This window comes from Nocardia coffeae (genome assembly GCF_019890715.1).
Lineage (GTDB): Bacteria > Actinomycetota > Actinomycetes > Mycobacteriales > Mycobacteriaceae > Nocardia > Nocardia jiangxiensis.
In genome coordinates, this window is the sequence record NZ_JAINZY010000030.1 from 1 (window position 1) to 18,773 (window position 18,773).

The following is an 18,773-nucleotide window of genomic DNA, read 5'->3' on the forward strand; positions in this document are numbered from 1 at the left end:
GTACGAGACAATCATGACCCCACCGGCCAGTCAGGCCGCGTGACCGAAACTGTCACCTCATCCTGCAGCAGTCCCTACAGCCATCGCGTGCTCGCGGTGACCAGGACGATTACCTCGCTGAATCGGATTCTGGATGTGTTGCCTGCACTGGCCGACGATCCTCGTATCCAGGTCTCGTTCACGATCGATGAGGGGTCTGAATTCAGCGTTGGCGTAGCAGATCGCGTGCGGGCCCTCGGCGCGCGCATGATCCCCTGGTCGGACGCAACCACGACAGCATTCGATCTCGTGATCGCCGCCAGCGACAACAGCGACCTGCGCGAGCTCAAAGGGTCCGTGCTGCTGATACCTCACGGCGCCGGATACCAGAAGTACTCGCCGTACTCTGCCCCTGCAGCCGGACTCGATCGGGAACTGTCCGGGCTCGCCGCCGCGGCACTGTGGGACCGCGACCGTCCGATTCCGGCCCGTATCGGCCTGTCACACGGGAACCAGCTGACCCAATTGAATCGTGCGGCACCGGAATTGGCCGATCGAGCAGTAGTGATCGGAGACCCGTGTCTGGATCGGTTGAGCATGTTGGCCCGCGACCGTGACCGGCAGCGGCGTCTGTTGGGTCTGCGGGAGGGCCAGGCATTGGTCGTGGTGACTTCGACCTGGGGTCCTGAATCCACCATGGGCCGTTGGCCGACGCTGCCTGCCGATCTGCTGGCGCAACTCCCGTACGACGAGTTTCGTGTCGCGGCGATCCTGCACCCGAATGTTTGGGCATACCACGGCAGTTGGCAGATCGAGCACTGGTTGAAAAGGGCCCGGTCGGCGGGGCTGATCCTGATCCCACCGACGGGGCCATGGCATTCGGTCCTGGCGGCAGCCTGCTGTGTCCTGGGCGACCACGGCAGCCTGTCAGCCTATGCCGCCGGATTGCAGATTCCACTGGTGCTGGCCGCGTTCGGCGATGCCGAGGTTGCGGCTGGCACGTCGATGGCGGAACTGGGTGCGCAGATGCCCCGGTTGGACCGGGACCAACCGCTGAGCGACCAGATCCGGCGGGCGATCGTCGAGGTCGACCGCGCCCAGCTCGATCGCCTCGCCGACCAGGTCTTCGCTCGACGTGGCGAATCGCTGGCCCTGCTGCAGGGACTGATGTACAAGATGATGGCATCGACGCCATCGGCCCTCCCACCGGTTCCCGAGCCATCCCTGACCGAGCCGTTGTCGGTCCCCCGTGTCCGCGCGCTGCGCGCTGTGATCGAGTCCAACGGTGATGCGGCCACGATCCGGCGCTTGCCCGCGGCACTGTCGGATCTTGTCCGCCACGAGGATCTTGGCCATCTGGTCGTCACCGAAGGCGAACCGGACGAGCGACTTGCCCAGAACGCGGCAATCCTCGTCGCCGACCAGTATATGACCGAGACCGCGGCCCAAGAATGGGGCACGGCGACCCTGAGCCGGCTGCCGGGTTGCCGAATCGCGGCCGCGCCCGTCAGCGAGAACACAATCCACGCCATGTTGCGGGACGGTCGGCGAATCCGGGCGAGCACCAGAACCCGCGCCGGGGCACATCCCGATCCAGGCTTGCTCGCCTCGGCCCTTCACTACCGACTAGTGCGCACCCGGCCATCCAGCCTTGACCCCGTAGCGGTAACCCTGGGCACCACCGCGGTCATGGTTGAATTCGAATCAACGCAATAGCACCGAGAGGCGGCGCTGCCACCTCTCCAGTTCGGGCGAGCCACTCTCCTGGTGCAGGGCAACTACTTTCTCGACATAACGCAACTCCGCGTCACGATCCCGAAGCCGGTCGGCGACATCGGCGAGCATTTCCAGTGGCCTGGCGAACAGCATCGTCTGTCCCAGACCGGCGGCCAGGTCGATGGCATCGTGCAGGCTAGCGACGGCATCGGCGTACTCATCGAGCGCGACAAGCACCTCGGCCCGGCTGTAGGCGATCCGTGAAGCAGTGCGGAAGTCGTTGAACGGCACGAAATCTCGCGCACGATCTAACGCCGCCAAGGCCTCCTCGCTCCGCCCCAGCCGACCCAGGCACCGTCCACAGAACTGCGACTGCAACGCGACGCCGCGCCGATCACCCAGCTGTTCGTTGATCGCCAGCGACTCTTCGAAATTCGCCAGAGCAGCGCCGAAAAGCCCTTGCCTGTATTGGAATTGGCCTACGAAATCCAGCACTGACGCGAAGAGCTCAACACCCTCGGCACGAGCGAGCTCCATGGCGCGGACCAGGTCCACATCAGCCGAGTCGAAATCATCGTTCTCGATATGCCCGCGTGCCCGTTGGCACAGCATCCGCGCCTCCGCCGACACATCACCGTCCGCGTCGGCCACCGCCAGGTTCGCGAGTTCCAGCCATTCCTGCAGGTACACGGGGCTGTTGCTGTAGAACGGCCACATCGCCTGAAACAGCTGCCACACCAACCCCTTCACCCGTTGCGCCGATGCCTGCCGCGCGAGAACGAGGAGTTCACCGTGCCGCCGCGCAAACCAGCCCATCGCATCCTGCGGCGACGCAAAAGCTCTGGCACGCGACGGTATTCGCGGCTCACCCACCCGGAATCGGTCACGCACTAGAGCGAAATCGGCTGCCACCGCATCGTCCAACACAACAGCCATCGCCCGCACAGCACTAGCGTCGAGGTCAGCATCGGTCTCGTCCGCCACAGCGGCTCGCCGGGCGTGCAGCCGGACAAGATCCGGCATCACATATTCGTCGCCGACGGACTCCTCCAGCAGGCTTGCCTGCACCAGGTCTGCGATTTGAAGCTTCGCCTCATCGACGGTCTCCCCACACGCCGCGGCGATAGCGCGTTCCGACCAGCAACGGCCCGGAAGACTCCCCACAATCCGGTACAGCCGGGCCACGTCCGGTGCCAGTCTGCGATAGACAGCATCGAACAGCTCCGTCAACTTATCGCCGACCACGGTGTGCGGCCGCGTGGACGTGCCGCCGTCGAGTTCTTCCTCGAGCTCCGCGATCAACTGGCCAGCCGAAGGCCCACGACGAGAACGCAACTGGGCGGCAAGTATTCGGATCGCACTGGGCGACCCATCGACCATCGCCACGAGCTGACGAATCTGTGCAGGCTCGGCGACGACCGGACGATCGGCGCAGATCCTCATCAACAATTCGGCGCCATGTTCGGCGTTCAGACCCTCCAGGCGGCGCGGTAACGCCCCATCGGCCACCAACTCGTCGAGGTCGAGTTCACTCGCCACGATCACCAGAGCCGCGGCCGAATTAGGTACCAGCATCGACACCTGCGCAGCATCGAACACCCCGTCGAGCAACAGCAATACCCGACGACGCTCGGTGACCTCCAGATATCGCCGACACCTACCCGCGAGGTCCGCCGGTATCCAGCGCTCATCGACTCGCAGATCACCGAGAAGCCCCGCCACCACATCACCCAGGGCAACCGCACCGTCGTGCCGCAACGGCGCGAAATCAACAGTCAACGCCACATCGAACCGGTCCTGCAAGACAGCGGCGCAGCGACGCAGAACGGCGCTCTTGCCCATCCCTGACAACCCGCCGATCACAATGATCGCAGGCCCGTCCCGATCCGCAGCGGCCAGCGTGCACACCTCATCGACGAGACCCGCTCGATCGATGAAGGTCCCTGGCGGTGGCGCCACCGTCCATACCCTGACGTTCGGCGCTGTCACCTCGACATCGGGCGGCAACTCCCATGCGCGGACGAACACTCCGTGATTCGGTACCCGCGACAATGTTGTACTCCCCCAATCGAATCGATCAATCGGTAGATAGACCACGTTACGACAAGCCAAGCCCAACCAGCACGATATCGCCCGCACGTTTCGGATCGGACGCCAATCCTGGCCCGAGCGTCTCGAAAACCGGCTTCAACAGGGGCAGCCGCGGGTGTGGGTTGTCGATCCGGACACGGAGCTGGACTTGGTTCTGATGTAGGACAACGGACTACCGGAAGAGAGGTGTTGTCCGCCAAGGCAATCCCGTACACACTCGCAGCCAGGAGCCTTGCTGGCTTCGAACACGAATCTGTGGACCCCACGCATGTCACCGTCGCCAACTCGAGCCCTGCCACCAGTCTCAACTAGCCAATGGGCGTGAACCCGGATACTGACACCGGTCTCGAATCGTAACGTCAGAATCCCGCCAGCGTGGCGAACCAGCCGCTGTGAGGATCGGGAAAATGACAGTCGATGTGATGACGACTCTGCGGGCCTTCTATGCGGCAGAGGCCGCGTACCTCACCGAGGGCGCCGAGTTCGAGCAGATGGCAGTGCATTTGGCCTCCGACGTCGTTATGCACCAGGCGTCCAGCCTGCCCTACGGCGGCGAATGGCGTGGGCACGAGGGCTTCCGGAAGTTCATCGCCGCCATGGGCGAGAACTGGGACGGACTGTGGTTCGACGAGCAGCAGTTCCTCAGCGACCACAATCGCGTCGTGGTCTACAGCCGCGGCCGCCTGCGCGCACGAAGCACCGGCCGAACATTGAAAACGTCACTGCTGCAATGGATCAGCTTTCGAGACGGCTTGATCACCGAGTTTCGCCCGTACTACCACGATACTTCTGCGATGCTGGCGACACTGACCGAGTGATCGAATCCCGGGTCCTGCACGATATCCGCCACTGCCGCTGAGCGGGCGGTCTGCGCAGCGAGCAGTGGAACGGATCGCGTCAGTTGGCGGACGCCCGTTTCTGAGCCACGATGGTCGGCTGCGCGTACATCTGGCAGCTAATGGTGCTCGGGGGTGTTGCCTTGATTCGGAGGCATGATTGCCAACATCTGGCCGATGACAGCGCCGAAAGTTTCGAATGCACTGGTGATTTCCTCGACAGCCTTGGCCGGGCTGATCGACGAACCGCTGGGGGCAGGTGGTGGAGTGGTCTTGTTCGGCGGATCACCGTCGTGGACGACACGTATGCAGTCCGAACTGGCAGCGTGCGCCTGGGTGGTGAATCGTTGCCATGTGACCTGAACCGCTGGAACGGGTACGCGGAAGAATCTATCCGCGTCATCGGCGATCTTTCCGAGGTCGGTGCAGAGGTCGAGCATCTTGCGGTCGGCATCCCGGGTTCCGTCGCCGGACGATTCGAGGGTCTTGGCTATTTCGCCCTCCACGTGAGTTGTTCTGATCAGCAAATCCTTGCCACCCACCAGGTTCCACGCGACCAGTTGCATGGTCCTGGTGTGCGGAGAGATGGGTGCCACGGCCACTGTCATCACTCTCATCGGATTCGGCAGGGCTTGGGGTCGTTCATGGTGCCAGTTCGCGCCGATTGCCTGCCACCAGCCGGTCACGGCTGTCACGCCTATGGCCGCGCTGCACAGCAACACCACGCATCGGCGGCGACTCGATAGGGTCTCGGGCGAGGCCGCGCCGACGGCGAATGTGTAGGTCGCTTCAGGATTTGCGTGCGGATGAGGTCCGTGCCCGCCACGGCGGCCGCGGTCACGAACGCGGCGAGTGCGCAGTAGATGACTGCACCCGGGATCAGTTCCAGGAGTGAATCGATCGCAGTCGGGTGCCATCGGCATGAGGATGCGAGCGTGCTCAGCGGCGGTATGCAGCCGTCGAGCCAGGTCAGGACCACGATCCCGGTCATGGCGACCAGCGAAGCGGTCTGCGCGGCGATCAATGTGGTCACAATTCGGAACGGATGACGTGCTGCGCCGGTGATGAGCGCGGCGAGGGCGGCGGTGAGCGTGAGGGATGCCAGCAGCAATGTTTCGTAGATCATGTCGTATTCGCCGCGCCGAAGCTCGGGCGCCGGCGGCCGCCACGTGTGCATGTAGGCCAGGACCACGATCACCGCGCCGATTCCTGCAACGCCGCTCAGCAGTCCGGGGCGCAGGATCGAGCGGAACGGTGGCAGACTCGGCTGCGGTGCGGGCGTATCGGCTGTGGCACAGAGGATCCGGATCCACCGCGGCGTGGCCTCGCGCGAGCGGGCGAACCATGCCGCCAAGGGAATGGTCCACAGCAGCACGACCGCGATCGGAGCCAGCCACAAATCGGGCAGATTCAGCGCGGGTGCCCACAGTCTGTCCGCAAGCCAGATCTCGCCCGTGTGCCCGGCAACCGGAGCCCAGAACGTCCGGCGGAGAAAGGCGGAGTCCGTCCGCACCCCCATGAGCAGAACGGTGCCCTCACTGTCCCACCACATGAGCCAGGCCGCCAGCGCCGCGGCAGCGGGCACGAGTATCAGCGGGATCAGAGGCCGAATCGTGCGCCCGGACCACACCCGAGCCAGCAGTAGCGCGCAGCGGGTGGTCCAGACGGCGAAAACCACAGCGGCAGCGACCATCAGCAGCAGGAACACAGGCTGCCTCGGCAGCCACCGGGCAGTGGAGATATCGTCCGTGACCACTTCGCTCAGGGCCAACCCGATCCCGAGCCACACCCCTGCACCGATTCCCGAAGGTATCGCACGGGCGGTCACCATCGCGTAGGACACCGCACGGCAGAGGGCGAATCCGACCACCCCGGCGATCATGCCCGCCTCGACCAACTCGACGACCCGTGGGATCACCGACCCGCTGTAGCCGGCACCGGGCAGAAAACCCGTGATCATGTGATTACCCAGCCCGGCCGCGGCCCCGGCGAGCACCATCGACAACCCCTGAACACCGAACAGCACGCCGGGGTCTTTCAGATTCTCGTCGCGGATTTCCCTCCGCGGATGGGTGCGCCACAGCTCCGCGACGTTTCGGACTGTGCGCGCGACCCAGCCGGTCGCGGCGGCGGGCGAGGAGGATACCCAGCGGCTGCGGTCGGCTCCCCAGTCCTGCGCGGCGAGATCGGCATACAGCTCGCGACTGCGCAACACATCCGCGCGCGCCAGATAAACCACCGCAACGAGAAGGACGGCCACAACGACCTTCCAGACGACCTCCGGCGTATCGTCACGCCAGTACACCGGCTTCAGCGCCAGATAGTCGACGTAGTAGACGATGTAGGGCAGCAGAATCCCGACGAGGAACGCTCGCCACAGCGCCTCGGTCAGGTACGTGATCGTGACATCCCGATTCCTGACGTGTCCCAATTCGTGTAATACCACCGCCGAGAAACGTTGCGGCGCACTGGTCCTGACGTCCAACAGACCATTGTGCAGGCAGACGGTCGGCCGTCTGGTGCGCCCGAACACCACCGCTCCGCGAGACAACAAAGGTAGAGCGACCACGAAATCGACGCGGGACCGTGGCACCCCGGTGCTCTCGATCAGCTCGTCGAGGTGATGTTGTATTTGTTTGTCCTTGTCGACCGAAGCCAGCGAGACCATCGCGCCGCGACGCTTTTTCCACGCCGGGAGCACGAAGAACACCCCCGCTGCGGCCGCGAACACCATCGCCGTCCATACCAAGGGCAGCCAGGCGGGCGGCAACGGCTGGTGGCGGGCCGTGCATTGATCGACGAGATCCCACCTATCGATCAGTACCGCATTCGCGGCCCCGTCCTGATTCGGATCACCGCCCGCAGCGAGGACGCAGTCGTAGTCGTTCGCATGGGTGAAGCCTGCGACGATGTCGAAGGTCATCGCGATACTCGCCACGCCGATGAGCATCAGCAGCAGCCCGAACCGGGTGGTCGTTCCGGCACTGAGGAATCGGTACTCGATCGGCCTCGGCGCCGGTGTCGAGTCCACCACTACTCCTCGGTGCCGTGGTCACCTTCGTTTTCCGTCGACCGTAGATGTTCCTCGGTGGTGGTGTTGTTGTCAGAGCCGTCGGAGGTTCCGCGTTGCAATCGCTTCTCGACCGCTTCGGCGATCTCGACCGCTTGGTCGGGGTCGATCCCGCGTTGCTCGGCCAGCTCCAGCACCCAGCGGCGGACCTCCTCGAGCTGCCCCGGGGCCAGCGGCGGAGTCACCACTGAAGGTGTCGACTTGCGGAAAATCGTGCGCAGCAAGGCTTTAACACGCGCACCGATGCCATCTACTGCCGCATCCACCGCGTGCTCTGCCACCTTGTCCAACACGAGCCACACCACCGGCGTCACCAACGCCACAACCTCGTCGACACCGAAACCCAAAGGCTCGCGGGGAGGTCGCCTACGCCGCAACTGCCTGACTATCACCCGATCATCGAGTCCACCCATGCGATCAATGAGAGGAAGCTCCTCGGGTGCGACCTCCGCAACAATATCGCCAACCATCGAGCGAACCGTAACCGCCTGCAGCGCAATCGAATTGGCACTCTCTTCACTGGTCACGCGACCTACCCCCAGAACACGATTCGGAATGTCGCGTGGAGCCTATACCGCGCCCACTCGAGACACGCGGGTTCCCGTGGATTGGGTGCGCAAGGATATCGGCACGGCGCCTGCCAACAGCGGGACGGAGCCGTCCGTCATGAGAATCCGCCGCGAGCGGCATCACTGGCACGGGCACGCACTGTTGCCAAAACGCACCTCCGATATCGCCGCGTCTGTCCCGGATCGGTCGGTCTTCGCACACTGTTGGCACACCCGAAATCGTTGCTGACCAGCAATACAGCACACTTCTTGTGGTTGCCGGCTTGAACTGCGTGTCCCGGCAAACTCCCTCGGTTCGTCATCTTCTCCCGCAATGGAACTCAATCGTGGATGGCGATCACCGAGATCGGCTTGGCCGAAATCGACGTGCCTCCTGACACGACTCCTCGTTCGCAACCAAGATCGTCCGTAAGGGCGGCAGCGCCGATCGCCGATCGCGTGATCGAGCAGCTTGTCCCGCAATGCCTTACAGCCCAGTTCATTTGACTACCCTGAACAAATCAGTCAACTGCAGGGGAGCGGATGATCGAGAGGGGCTGCTGCACGGAGAGGTGTCAGACTGACACCCGATCGTGCAGCAGCCCCTTTCGGTCCGGTCGTGAGGGAGCGTTGCAGCCCGCTATCGGCTGACCGAGGTCCACCTCTGGCGCCCGGTCAGAGACCGATACTGATTCCCCGAGCTCGACTGCCGCCCGACGAACAGCGGCGATCAACAGTTCGGCCTGGTCCAAGTTCGTTGCGCGACAACAAACTCGGCTAGACGACCATGTGACCGCCTAACGTACTTCCGCTAGCTACTCTAGCGATTCTCGGTCGGACAACAGCCCTGCCACCGCTTTCTGAGCGACGGCGCGAGTACCAGTGATGAGCAAGTTAAGGATCGCATTGAGGTCAGAGTTGAAAAGGAATCCTCTAGCACCTGCCTTAACAGGGTAACCGACATCTGCTGCTGATGCGAGTACCGTCTCGGGTAGCTCGCTGGACAACTCAAACAACAATTTTGAAGTGCGGTCAGGCAAGCCAGTTGACGCATGCGGAAAAACAAGCCGCGAGTCAGACTTCACTGACAAATTTAGATTGAACAACAGAGTGGGTCCGTCGTCTGTGCCAGTTAGACAAATTCTCTTCGCAGCGGCACTTGGGTCACCGTCGGTACTTTCACCGTCAGTAATGTTCACAACAATGGGCGGAAAGCTCGAAGGGTGCTGTTCGCACCAAGCCGCGATCATGGACTCGATCGACAGGAAAGCTTCAGTCATCGGCGTATCACCATCGGCAACAGGCTCCACCCATATCGGACGTTTAGTGACGTCCATGATGTCTCCAGCTCCCCATTTAACGACCGCCTTGTGCTCTTCAACCCTTGCCGTCATCATTAACTGATTTACCGAAACAATGGAGTTGGACGCACTGACATCGCCCAATATAGGCCCGAGTTCCGCGCCATATCCAAACACGCCGATGTTGAAGTAGTCGTAAAGCCTGCCTCCTCCCCTACTGCACATTAGCGCCACGTTGTACAAGGCTTTGTTCACTATGTCCGACGCCACTTTCGCCTTCGACTGGTCAAGTCGAGGCCACACCTCACTCATGGACGACGACTGGTCGACCATCAAGAACAACATAACCGGCTGGCGGCGGCCAACCACAGCTGAGTACTGTTCCCTTACCAACCCCGGTAACGCACGCTTGAAATAGCCTCCGATCGGTGGTCGAGAAGCGGTGTCATATGCACTGATGTACCAGGATTCAGCTTCTCCGAAGCGCCCAGCCTCTCGAAGCAAGTCGCCAAGGTTAATCATGGCAGACGTGTAACCAGCGTCAACAGCCCTCCGATACCACATTTCAGCTGCCTCGAACCGCCCGGCCTCTCGAAGCAGGTCGCCAAGGTTTGCCATGGCGGCCTCACTTCCGGCATCAGCAGCCTTATGCCACCAAATTTCAGATTCCTGGAAATGGCCAGACCTTCGGAACAATTCACCAAGATTGATCATTGCAGCCACATATCCGGCGTCAGCGGATTTATGCCACCAGATTTCCGCTCTTTGTTGATCTCCCCGCTTATCGTAAATGTTTCCGACATTGAACATGGCAACCGATCGCTGGACACTTCGTGCCGCAAGCGCGTCAATCAATGTGATTGCATTCTGATCAGCGTCTTCGCTGCGTCCGAAAAGGTTAGAGTCGTCAACAAGGGCCTCACCCAATTTAAAACCCGATCGACCGGACAGGCTCACGTCAGGATAGGATGTAACAGCAGCCAGTTGCTCGACTGGATCGGTGGCAGTCGATTCAAGATGGATTTGTATTGCATCATCCAGTAATGCGTGGGCAGTAGTGCTCAGCGCTCCCAAGTCGCCGCGCCTGTGCATGTATGGGTCCGGTCGCAGGGTCGCCACTATGACGGTGCGGCCTGACCTAGCTGTGCGCAATCGGGTCAATGTACGTGTCGAGAATGCCTGCGCCCCAGTGAGGTACCGGTCCAAGTCGTCGAGCCAGACGACCATCGCTTCGTCGCCCATGAGACATGACGGATCCTGCAGGATCGTGTGCAGCATCGCGTGATTCGGCACAAAAACTCGGGCACTTGGAAGCTCACGACGGACCGCTTCGAAGAGGGAACGAGTCTTACCTGCCAAGGAAGGCCCGATCACCACAACCATCGCCGACTCGACCAACGCAGCGGACAGTCGGGCGTCAACCTCACTGCGCGGTACGTACGGATCGGTATCGGGCCCGTGGTGCCCGGCCCATCCAAATCTGGTTGGGACCGCGCCCAGTTGATAGGGATCTAGCTCAGCTACGGTCGGAAGGTCTCCATTCGTGTCGATAAGGACGGCGATCTCGGCCCATTCTGTACGCCGCGCATTTGAGCTGTTTTCCGGGCCGCTAGGGGCAATATCGAGCTCGTTGCTGTCGACAGCCGCTTTGAGCCGGTCGAGGCCTGCGTCCACGTCAAACTCATAGGCAGCTTTTAGCCGGTCGAGGCCGATATCCACGTCGAACTGGTACGCGGGGTCGTTGTCTGCGAGGTAGCCGTCCAACTCCCGGAACAGTCGTCGCAATCTCTCGCTGGGTTCCTGCGAGCTCATATGTCACCCCCTCTCTCCCAAGCGCGCTGTTGCGTCAGCGCCGCCTGTATTTTCCTCCTGGCTCGGGACCGATGAGTGGTTACCGCGGGGACGCTTGTGTTCAGTGCATTCGCGATCGCCTCAGCCGACAGTCCCATCTCCCAACTCATCAGCGCCACTCGATATTCCATGCGCGTCAGATCGCGAGTTAGTGACTCCCAAAATCGCTTGAGCTGACCATCCTCCGCGATCCGGTCCGAACGGGTCGTACCACTGGTAGGTACGGCCGCGAGTTCTTCGCGCGGCTGATCGAATCCTTCCAGTTCCCCGCACAGAGTCTCCCGAGTCCTGGAGACGTCGCGCCAGTAGTCGATCACCCGGCGATGGGTGATCGTCATGATCATCGCTTCCTGATGGTCGTCGGTTTTATCCTGAAAATCAGCTATGTACTTCTTACAGACTGCCAGAAAGACCTGCTGCACAACGTCTTTGGCTTGGTCGATGTCGCCGTCGAGTCCTCGAACAGCGCAGCGGTAAACCTTCTCGGCGTGCTGCCGGAACAACGCCTCGACCTGCTTCGACCAGGGCAGCGATTCCCACGCGCTCACTGGATTTCCCCCTCCTGGTCAGGCATCGCGGGTACGTTTGGCTCGAACGGGTCCGAGTCGACCTCGATGGAGTATGCGGACGCGCGCCACCATCGGCCTTCATCGATGATCCGGATAACAGTACCGTTGCCGGGCTTCGACTCACGCAGAACCATCTGAGTCATAAAGTGCCGCTGCAAATCTCGCACCCGCCCAACAAGGAGACGGGTCATACCCGAAACCATCAGCACTAGCAGTACTACCCACAGCCCCGGCCCGGTCCCGGTGAACTGCAGGATCTCCACGATCTGTGGCATGGACATCACACCATGTACTCGCGGCATCGTCCCCAACCTCGAGATACGCAGGTAGGGCTGGGTGCCGGGTTACTGCGAGGCGTTCTGTAGAACCAGTTGCCTCCGTTCGGTCACGCGAAAACCGCGCACCCGGTCCCTGCACGCCGCGATGCCTCGATGCGGATAGGAGGAGTCCGTCGCACTTGGCGATGCCCGGCGGTGGGCGATCCTGCCAGGCAGGGACTGTGACATAGGACGGGACACCTCTGGGCGGGCATGTGTCCCACGCCATAGTTCGCTGCGTAAACTGTAACTATTGGCTGCCTGATCCGGACAACCGAAACCCACTTCTCCGGCAGGGCGATGGGCAGAGCCAAGCCGACACTCATGGAAGGGACTCTGTCCTCGCTCATCTCAGTGTGATTGCTTGTGCGGGACGAGGCCGCGGAGCTTTTCGGTGGTGCGTTGTGGGCGTGTGTGGCCGGCGCGCTGCCACCAGGTGGTGGCTTCGGTGAGTTTGCCGCGGTAGCGCAGGCGGACGGCCAGGTTGTGCATGGCGTCGGGGTGGCCCGCGTCGGCGGCGTGCCGGTACCAGGTGAGGGCTTCGTCGTAGCGTCGGGATTTGTCGAGCAGGAGGGCGAGGTTGTGCATGGCGTCGGTGTCGCCGGCCTCGGCGGCGCGTTGGCACCAGTACTCGGCCTCGGTGTCTTCGCGGGCTCGGTGCAGTAGGTCCGCGAGGTTGCCCATGGCGGTGGTGTTTCCGCGGTGGGCGGCTTCGAGGTAGAGGGGGTGTGCTGCGCGGAGTTTTCCCTGGGTGTATAGCAGGTGGGCGAGGTTGTTCATCGCGCCGGGGTGTCCTTGCGATGCGGCAGTGCGCCAGGCTTTTTCGGCTTCGGTGAGGTCGCCTTGTTCGGCGGCATGCTGGCCGTCTGTGAAGATCTGCTCGGTGGTGTGATCCGGGGTGGCGAGTGGGTCGATGACCAGCGGGGTCACGGTGTTGTTGGGTGTGGGCCGGTGGCCGGGTGGGTTGAACAGGCGCAGGTTGCCGGTGATGTTGACGCTGCGCCGCACAGGGCGGGGATGGCCGTTGCGGTGCAGGATCTGGTCGATGTTTCCGTAGAGCTGGTCGAGTGTGAGGCCGGTGCGGCTGGTGGCGGCGGTCAGCAGGGCGTCGGTGAACGCGGTGTGGCGGTGTCCTTCGGGTGCGACGGAGGTTTCGTTGCGGGGCGAGGAAGCGATGATGTAGGTGCCGTTGATGTCGATTTGGCCGTCGACGACGGTGTCGGGGGCGCTCATGGCTTCGAATGCTCGTCCGGAGAAGCAGCAGTCCAGGATCAGGATGCGGGCGCGGGCGCGGGCTGTGGCGAGTTCGTCGCGCAGCGTGGCGAACGGGATCGAACTCCACTTGAGGTGCTTAGGGTCGGTGCCGGTCAGGGACAAGTGTAGTCGCCCGGGCTTGTCGAGCTGGCCATGTCCGGCGTAGTACACCAGCAAAACGTCGTCGGCTTGGTTGGCGGCGTGTGCGAGGAGTGCACCGACCTGGGCGGGGCTTTCGGGATCGACGAGTGTGGTGCAGTACTCATTGGGGAGTGCTGCACCGGTTGGTGCGGTGAGCAGTCGCTCGAGGTCGTGGATGTTGTTGGCGGCGGCGGGAATATCGGTAAGGCCGGGGTGGGTATATCGGCTCACCCCGATCAGGGCGGCGCGCCACCCGCTGCGGTTCGGTGCGGGGGTCACTGGGGTTTGTTCGCCTGGTCGAGCAGTGTTTGGAGCGCCTGGGTGATTTCGGGGGTTTTGACGCGTTTGGCGTCGAGGGTGAGTTCGGTGTGGTCGAGGGTGAGGGTGACCGCTATGTCGGAGCGCCGGTGGGTGAACCATGTGCTCAGCGACTGGATCAGTGCGGGCGCGATTCCTCGCGCACCGAGGGCGACGACGAGTGCATCGGCAAGGTCGCCCATCTGGCCGGGGCGAATCGGCGTTGTCGGCATGTCGACCCGGCCGCGCAACTCGTCGTCGTCGTTGAACCACTCGAGCAGCCCGAACAGCTCGTCGGCGCTGCCGTCGGTGCGGATCATCAACTGGCCCTGGTGATCTGTCATGCCCTACATCCTTGTCTCGTGACTCACTGCTGGTTGGTGTGCCGCGCCGCGGCGAGGCTGCGGCGGTAGTCCTCGGCTTCGGGGAACTCGGTGAATGCCAACAGTTCTCCGGCGAGTTCTTGGAGGTGTTCGCGCACCTCTGCGGGGCTGGCGCGGAAGAATTCGCGGCGGGAGTTGACCAAGTTGACCCGCTTGTGCGCCAGGCGGCGATGCAGTTCTTCTTCGATACCGGCGGCATCGAGAGCGAAATGCATAGCGTGCACGTCGTACTTGAACGGTACCGACGAGTTGTTCAGATCACTGATGCGCCCGTCCGGGTCTAGTCGGCGAGTCATACCGATCTGGACCATGTCCTCGCCGAACGCACCGATATTCGAGACGACATACACGTGGCCAACGCGCAGGTTGCCCGCCCGGTCCGCGAGCGCGGTTCGTTTCTGTTCCAGGTCCGCAAGTTTGTCCTGCAGATCGCGCCCCTGCGGGGAGTCGGGGTTGCCTGTGGCTTCGAGCGCGGCGAAGGCGGAGGCGTACTGCTGATGCTGTTTCTCGAGTTTCTGTTGTTCGCGTTCGATCTCCTGCTGGGCCTTGTGCTCCTCCCGTAGCCGGTCGCGTTCGTCGCGTTCGGCCTCTTTCTGGCGGGCGAGCTTCTCCAGGTAGTCGGCGGTCAATTCCAGCTCACGGCGTCGGAGTTGGTGATACCACGGCGTGATGCGCATCTTCATGGTGTCGCCGAGTCGTTCGATGGTCGTTGCCAATCGGTCGAGGCGTTGCAGCGCTGTGTCGATTTTGTACGGTTTGAGGCTCCGAACGAGGTTGTCAGCCTCGGTGTTGTAGGCACGCAGCATCAGCTTCGAGTACTCGCGCATCATCTTGCGGCCCTGGGCAACCGAGCCGCTGACCTCCCAGCTTTGCGATGCTTCGATCGCGCCGCCGTCGCGGGCCGCGGCATACTTGATTTCGCCTTGGAGCTGATCGAGCGCAGCCCGGTAGGCGACCACGTCCGACAGCGGATGCCGGTATCGGTAGATACCAACCTCCTGCAGCACCTGCTCCTCTTGGGTGTTGATAACCTCCCTGCGCACACTCTCCAGGCGCGCCTGCTCCGCGGTGACCTGGGCAGCGAGTTGCTCGTGGTACCGCTGGAGCTCGGCAACCTCGAGACCACCGAAGCCGGCCAGCTCGGCGCGAAGCCGTTGAATCTCGGCTAAAGCCTCGGCCAGATCCTGAGATTGGCGTTTCGCATAGCCGCGAGTGCCGAACATCGGCACCTTCGCGGACACGGGCGCACTCGGCGGAGCCTGCCTCGGCACGTCAGCCACCGAGGCGGGTACCGGGTCGCCGGTCCAGTCGACGCCGTTCCAGTATCTAAGAAAGCCTGGATTCTGCGGGTCGGGATACCAATTCGCGGGCGCGCTGCTCATGATCTACCCCCTTACTGCAATCGCCTCCTTCGAGGATGCCATCAACTACTCGCCTCTGTCGGCGATTCACATCCCTATCTGCCGCAGCGCCGACCCGAATCTCCCTACGGTTCAGAGGATCTGAGTGTCAAACATCTCCGTCAGATCTACACTTCAATTGCGGCACAGAGCGATACGGCAGGACTCAGCGCCGTCAACCACCGCGTCCGACCCGATCACGGTGTGGCCGAACCAGACACACGCCCATCCACGCGTTTGACGGCACACGCGCTGCCGCACCTGAGGAGCTAGATCCAACCGGGCACTGATGTCAGTACTGCCAGATACCGTGGGAGCGAGACTAATTCGCGCCGTGGAAAGAGGCGACATAGCGAGGAGGGGTGCTTAGTGACCGAACAGTCGATCCCAGAGCTTGCCGACCTGTGGGGAGTACGAGATTGCACTCTCGCGGCCAAGCGGTTCGCTCAGCCAGGTTGGTCATACGAAGAGACCCTCCTGTTGCCGTGTCCGAACGGGCATACGACCGTCCATGTTGCACGGAAGCCGTTCGAACACAAGGGGAAACAGCTCCGCTACGTCGCCCTGATCTGCCTCGACTGCGCTCATGCTTACGAGATGCGTGACGTCGGCGTCACGTCCTACTCCGAACTGCGGAATGCATCCTCCGGCCGCGGGCCCAGGCCGCAGAACGTGAATTCCACCCGCACTGCAACCACCTCGCCACGCCCATCGCGGATGAAGTACGAGCCGACTCCCGAACAGCACGCGGTGATCGAGGCAGCCGGGGCTGGAAAGCATCTCGTCGTCCAAGCCGGTGCCGGCGCGGGCAAGACCAGCACCCTGGAGATGGTGGGGCACGCGCTTGCCGGTCGGAAAGTCGCCTATATCGCTTACAACCGGGTCACCAAGGACGAGGCTAAGCGCCGATTCCCACCCCACGTCCACTGCGCTACCGCACACGGGTTAGCCAAAAGCCATCGGCAGCGCTACCAACATCGACTCAACAACGCGCAGCGGCAGCGGGCCGAAGAACAGGCCCAAATCCTCGGCATCAGCCAAGGAATCGGGCTCACGAAGACCGTCTTGTTCCCCCGGGACCTGGCACGGATGGCCATGGAAGCGGTCACCCGCTACTGCCACTCCGACGACCCCGAAATCGGGCATCAGCACCTCCCGGAGCAGGTCGGCATCACCGACGACGAGCTCATCTATCTCGCAGAGGCAGTACTGCCATACGCGCGGCACGCATGGACAGACATCCGAAACATCGACGGCCAGTTGAAATTCGAGCATGACCACTATTTCAAGATGTGGGCCCTGTCCAATCCGCGCCTGCCCTACGACGTCATCATGCTCGACGAGGCACAAGACACCAACCCAGCATTAGCAGGAGTCGTCGCGACCCAAAGTTCCCAGCAGATTCTGGTGGGCGACTCCAACCAACAGCTGTACTCCTGGCGGGGCGCAGTAGACGCCCTGGAGAACTGGCACGCCGACGAACGCCTCACCCTGCGCCAATCCTGGCGGTTCGGTGAAGCTATCGCCGACGAAGCTAACTTCTGGCTCCGCCTCATCGGTACCGACCTGCAGATTCTCGGCAATCCCGGCCTCGACTCATCCGTCGGGCATGTCCATCGCCCGCACGCCATCTTGTGTCGGACCAATGCCGAGGCCGTCAAGCAGGTGATGGACGTTCTGAACAACGGGCGCAAGCCCGCCCTAGTCGGTGGTGGCGACGCGATCAAACGCCTGGCCGAAGCAGCACAGCAACTCAAGCGCGGCAAGCAGCCCAGCCACCGGGAGCTATTCGCGTTTCGCACATGGAGCGAGCTGCAGGACTACGTCGACAACGACCACGGCGGACGCGATCTTCGGCCCCTCGTCGACCTCATCGACGAACACGGCGTCGAGACGATTCTCGATACCGTCGACCGTCTCGCTGACACCGAGGACGACGCGGACGTCGTCATCTCCACAGCACACAAAAGCAAAGGGCGAGAATGGGATACGGTCACAATCGCCGAGGACTTCCCCGAACCCGCCCCAGACAACAACGGCAATCCCGGGCCCATCCCGCCAGCCGACGCCATGCTTGCCTACGTCGCTATCACCCGCGCCAGGCAACGACTTGATCCCGCGGGCCTGGACTGGATCTTCGACTACCTCAAACAACTCAATCGGACTGCCAGTGGCCAACAGGGCCGGACAGCACCATCGCATTCAGGCGACAGCGCCACGACGTCGCTGCGGTTCAATAGACCGGTAGTCGCCGAAATCCTGATCGGGGCTGCCTATACGAGCCCCACCGACGTTGAGCCGGGCGCGCGCGATCTAGCGGCGCACGTGGAGCGGTACGCCGGGCCGGTCGTCGACCGCATCTCAGTGCCCGATCTATCGGGGAACACAGGCGGCTACAGCATCCTGGTCTGCAACCACCGCACCACTGAACTGCTCACCCTCGTCACCACCGGCCTGCGGTTCGCCTTACCAGCGCCCGATACCGAAGTCGCACTGTCGGTCTCCCCTGAGCAAGGCCACCTCGGTCGCGAGTTGCTCGACACGATTGCGGTGTCCTTGCTCGTTGATGCCAGTGCCCCTGAGCTCGGGGACTGGTTTATCAGCCGCACATCGTTGCTCGACAGCGCCGAGGTTCGCGGCGTGCTCCTCTCCCACCATCCCTACTTCGGATCCGGATTCACCAACGTTCGCGATACCTCGAGCAACCCGATCATCAACCTGTGGACCCTGCTACCCCTCATCGGGACTGAAGCAGAACAAGCCAAACGGTTCGGATCCGATGTCCTGCTGGAGCACTGGCAGCGCAAGTGGACGAATATTGCCGATCTGACGCGTAATCGAGTGCGATAGCTAGGTGTCTATTGCCTGTAGGTTCCATAGCGCGACCTTGAGTAGAAACGCGACACGACGTGCGCCAGCTGACCACGGCGGAGCCGGTCTGGCCACGCACTCGTGTTGACGAAACGAGTCCGCACACAACAGATGTCGACGAGCAGCTCAAGTAGCCGTACCCTGTCGGT

The 18,773-nt window shown here is 62.6% G+C and carries 13 protein-coding genes; 3 read left to right on the forward strand and 10 right to left on the reverse strand.

Annotated elements, in window-relative coordinates:
* Positions 1-96 precede the first annotated feature (96 nt).
* Complete coding sequence (locus tag K7711_RS45975; RefSeq protein ID WP_222979312.1) at positions 97-1,695, forward strand: hypothetical protein; 1,599 nt, start codon at positions 97-99, stop codon at positions 1,693-1,695.
* Here the strand turns inward: K7711_RS45975 and K7711_RS45980 are convergent.
* The gene (locus K7711_RS45980) at positions 1,684-3,723 is read right to left on the reverse strand and encodes a tetratricopeptide repeat protein (RefSeq protein ID WP_222979314.1); all 2,040 of its coding nucleotides are present in this window, start codon (positions 3,721-3,723) and stop codon (positions 1,684-1,686) included. The genes K7711_RS45975 and K7711_RS45980 overlap by 12 nt on opposite strands.
* Before the next feature lie 470 nt (positions 3,724-4,193).
* Here K7711_RS45980 and K7711_RS45985 point away from each other — a divergent pair, with 470 nt between their 5' ends.
* The gene (locus K7711_RS45985) at positions 4,194-4,604 is read left to right on the forward strand and encodes a nuclear transport factor 2 family protein (protein ID WP_222979315.1); all 411 of its coding nucleotides are present in this window, start codon (positions 4,194-4,196) and stop codon (positions 4,602-4,604) included.
* 137 nt (positions 4,605-4,741) lie between these two features.
* On the opposite strand, the gene K7711_RS45990 is transcribed toward K7711_RS45985, so the two are convergent.
* The 9 genes from K7711_RS45990 to K7711_RS46030 all read right to left on the reverse strand — a co-directional run bounded on the left by K7711_RS45990 (position 4,742) and on the right by K7711_RS46030 (position 15,735).
* Entirely contained in the window at positions 4,742-5,308 is a 567-nt protein-coding gene (locus K7711_RS45990; RefSeq protein ID WP_222979318.1) for a hypothetical protein, read from the reverse strand.
* 11 nt (positions 5,309-5,319) lie between these two features.
* Complete coding sequence (locus K7711_RS45995) at positions 5,320-7,653, reverse strand: M48 family metalloprotease (RefSeq protein WP_222979320.1); 2,334 nt, start codon at positions 7,651-7,653, stop codon at positions 5,320-5,322.
* Between the two features lie 2 nt (positions 7,654-7,655).
* Positions 7,656-8,219, reverse strand: coding sequence for a hypothetical protein (locus tag K7711_RS46000; RefSeq protein WP_222979322.1), 564 nt, complete (start codon positions 8,217-8,219; stop codon positions 7,656-7,658).
* 836 nt (positions 8,220-9,055) lie between these two features.
* A complete protein-coding gene (locus K7711_RS49195) occupies positions 9,056-11,260 on the reverse strand; it encodes a tetratricopeptide repeat protein (protein ID WP_222979324.1) in 2,205 nt (734 codons plus the stop codon).
* Positions 11,261-11,349: 89 nt separating this feature from the next.
* A complete protein-coding gene (locus K7711_RS46010) occupies positions 11,350-11,940 on the reverse strand; it encodes an RNA polymerase sigma factor (RefSeq protein ID WP_222979326.1) in 591 nt (196 codons plus the stop codon).
* Positions 11,937-12,236, reverse strand: a complete 300-nt coding sequence (locus tag K7711_RS46015) for a hypothetical protein (protein ID WP_222979328.1) — start codon at positions 12,234-12,236, stop codon at positions 11,937-11,939. The genes K7711_RS46010 and K7711_RS46015 overlap by 4 nt, the downstream gene beginning before the upstream one ends.
* A 393-nt stretch (positions 12,237-12,629) precedes the next feature.
* On the reverse strand, positions 12,630-13,952 hold the full coding sequence (locus K7711_RS46020; RefSeq protein ID WP_222979330.1) for a caspase, EACC1-associated type: 1,323 nt from the start codon (positions 13,950-13,952) through the stop codon (positions 12,630-12,632).
* A complete protein-coding gene (locus K7711_RS46025) occupies positions 13,949-14,314 on the reverse strand; it encodes an effector-associated constant component EACC1 (RefSeq protein ID WP_222979332.1) in 366 nt (121 codons plus the stop codon). Before K7711_RS46025 ends, K7711_RS46020 begins: the two co-directional genes overlap by 4 nt.
* Before the next feature lie 23 nt (positions 14,315-14,337).
* On the reverse strand, positions 14,338-15,735 hold the full coding sequence (locus K7711_RS46030) for an SNIPE associated domain-containing protein (protein WP_222979334.1): 1,398 nt from the start codon (positions 15,733-15,735) through the stop codon (positions 14,338-14,340).
* Between the two features lie 387 nt (positions 15,736-16,122).
* Between K7711_RS46030 and K7711_RS46035 the strand changes: the two genes are divergently transcribed.
* Positions 16,123-18,603 (forward strand): UvrD-helicase domain-containing protein, encoded by a 2,481-nt coding sequence (locus tag K7711_RS46035; RefSeq protein WP_308015247.1) that lies wholly within the window; start codon positions 16,123-16,125, stop codon positions 18,601-18,603.
* The last annotated feature ends 170 nt before the right edge of the window (positions 18,604-18,773 follow it).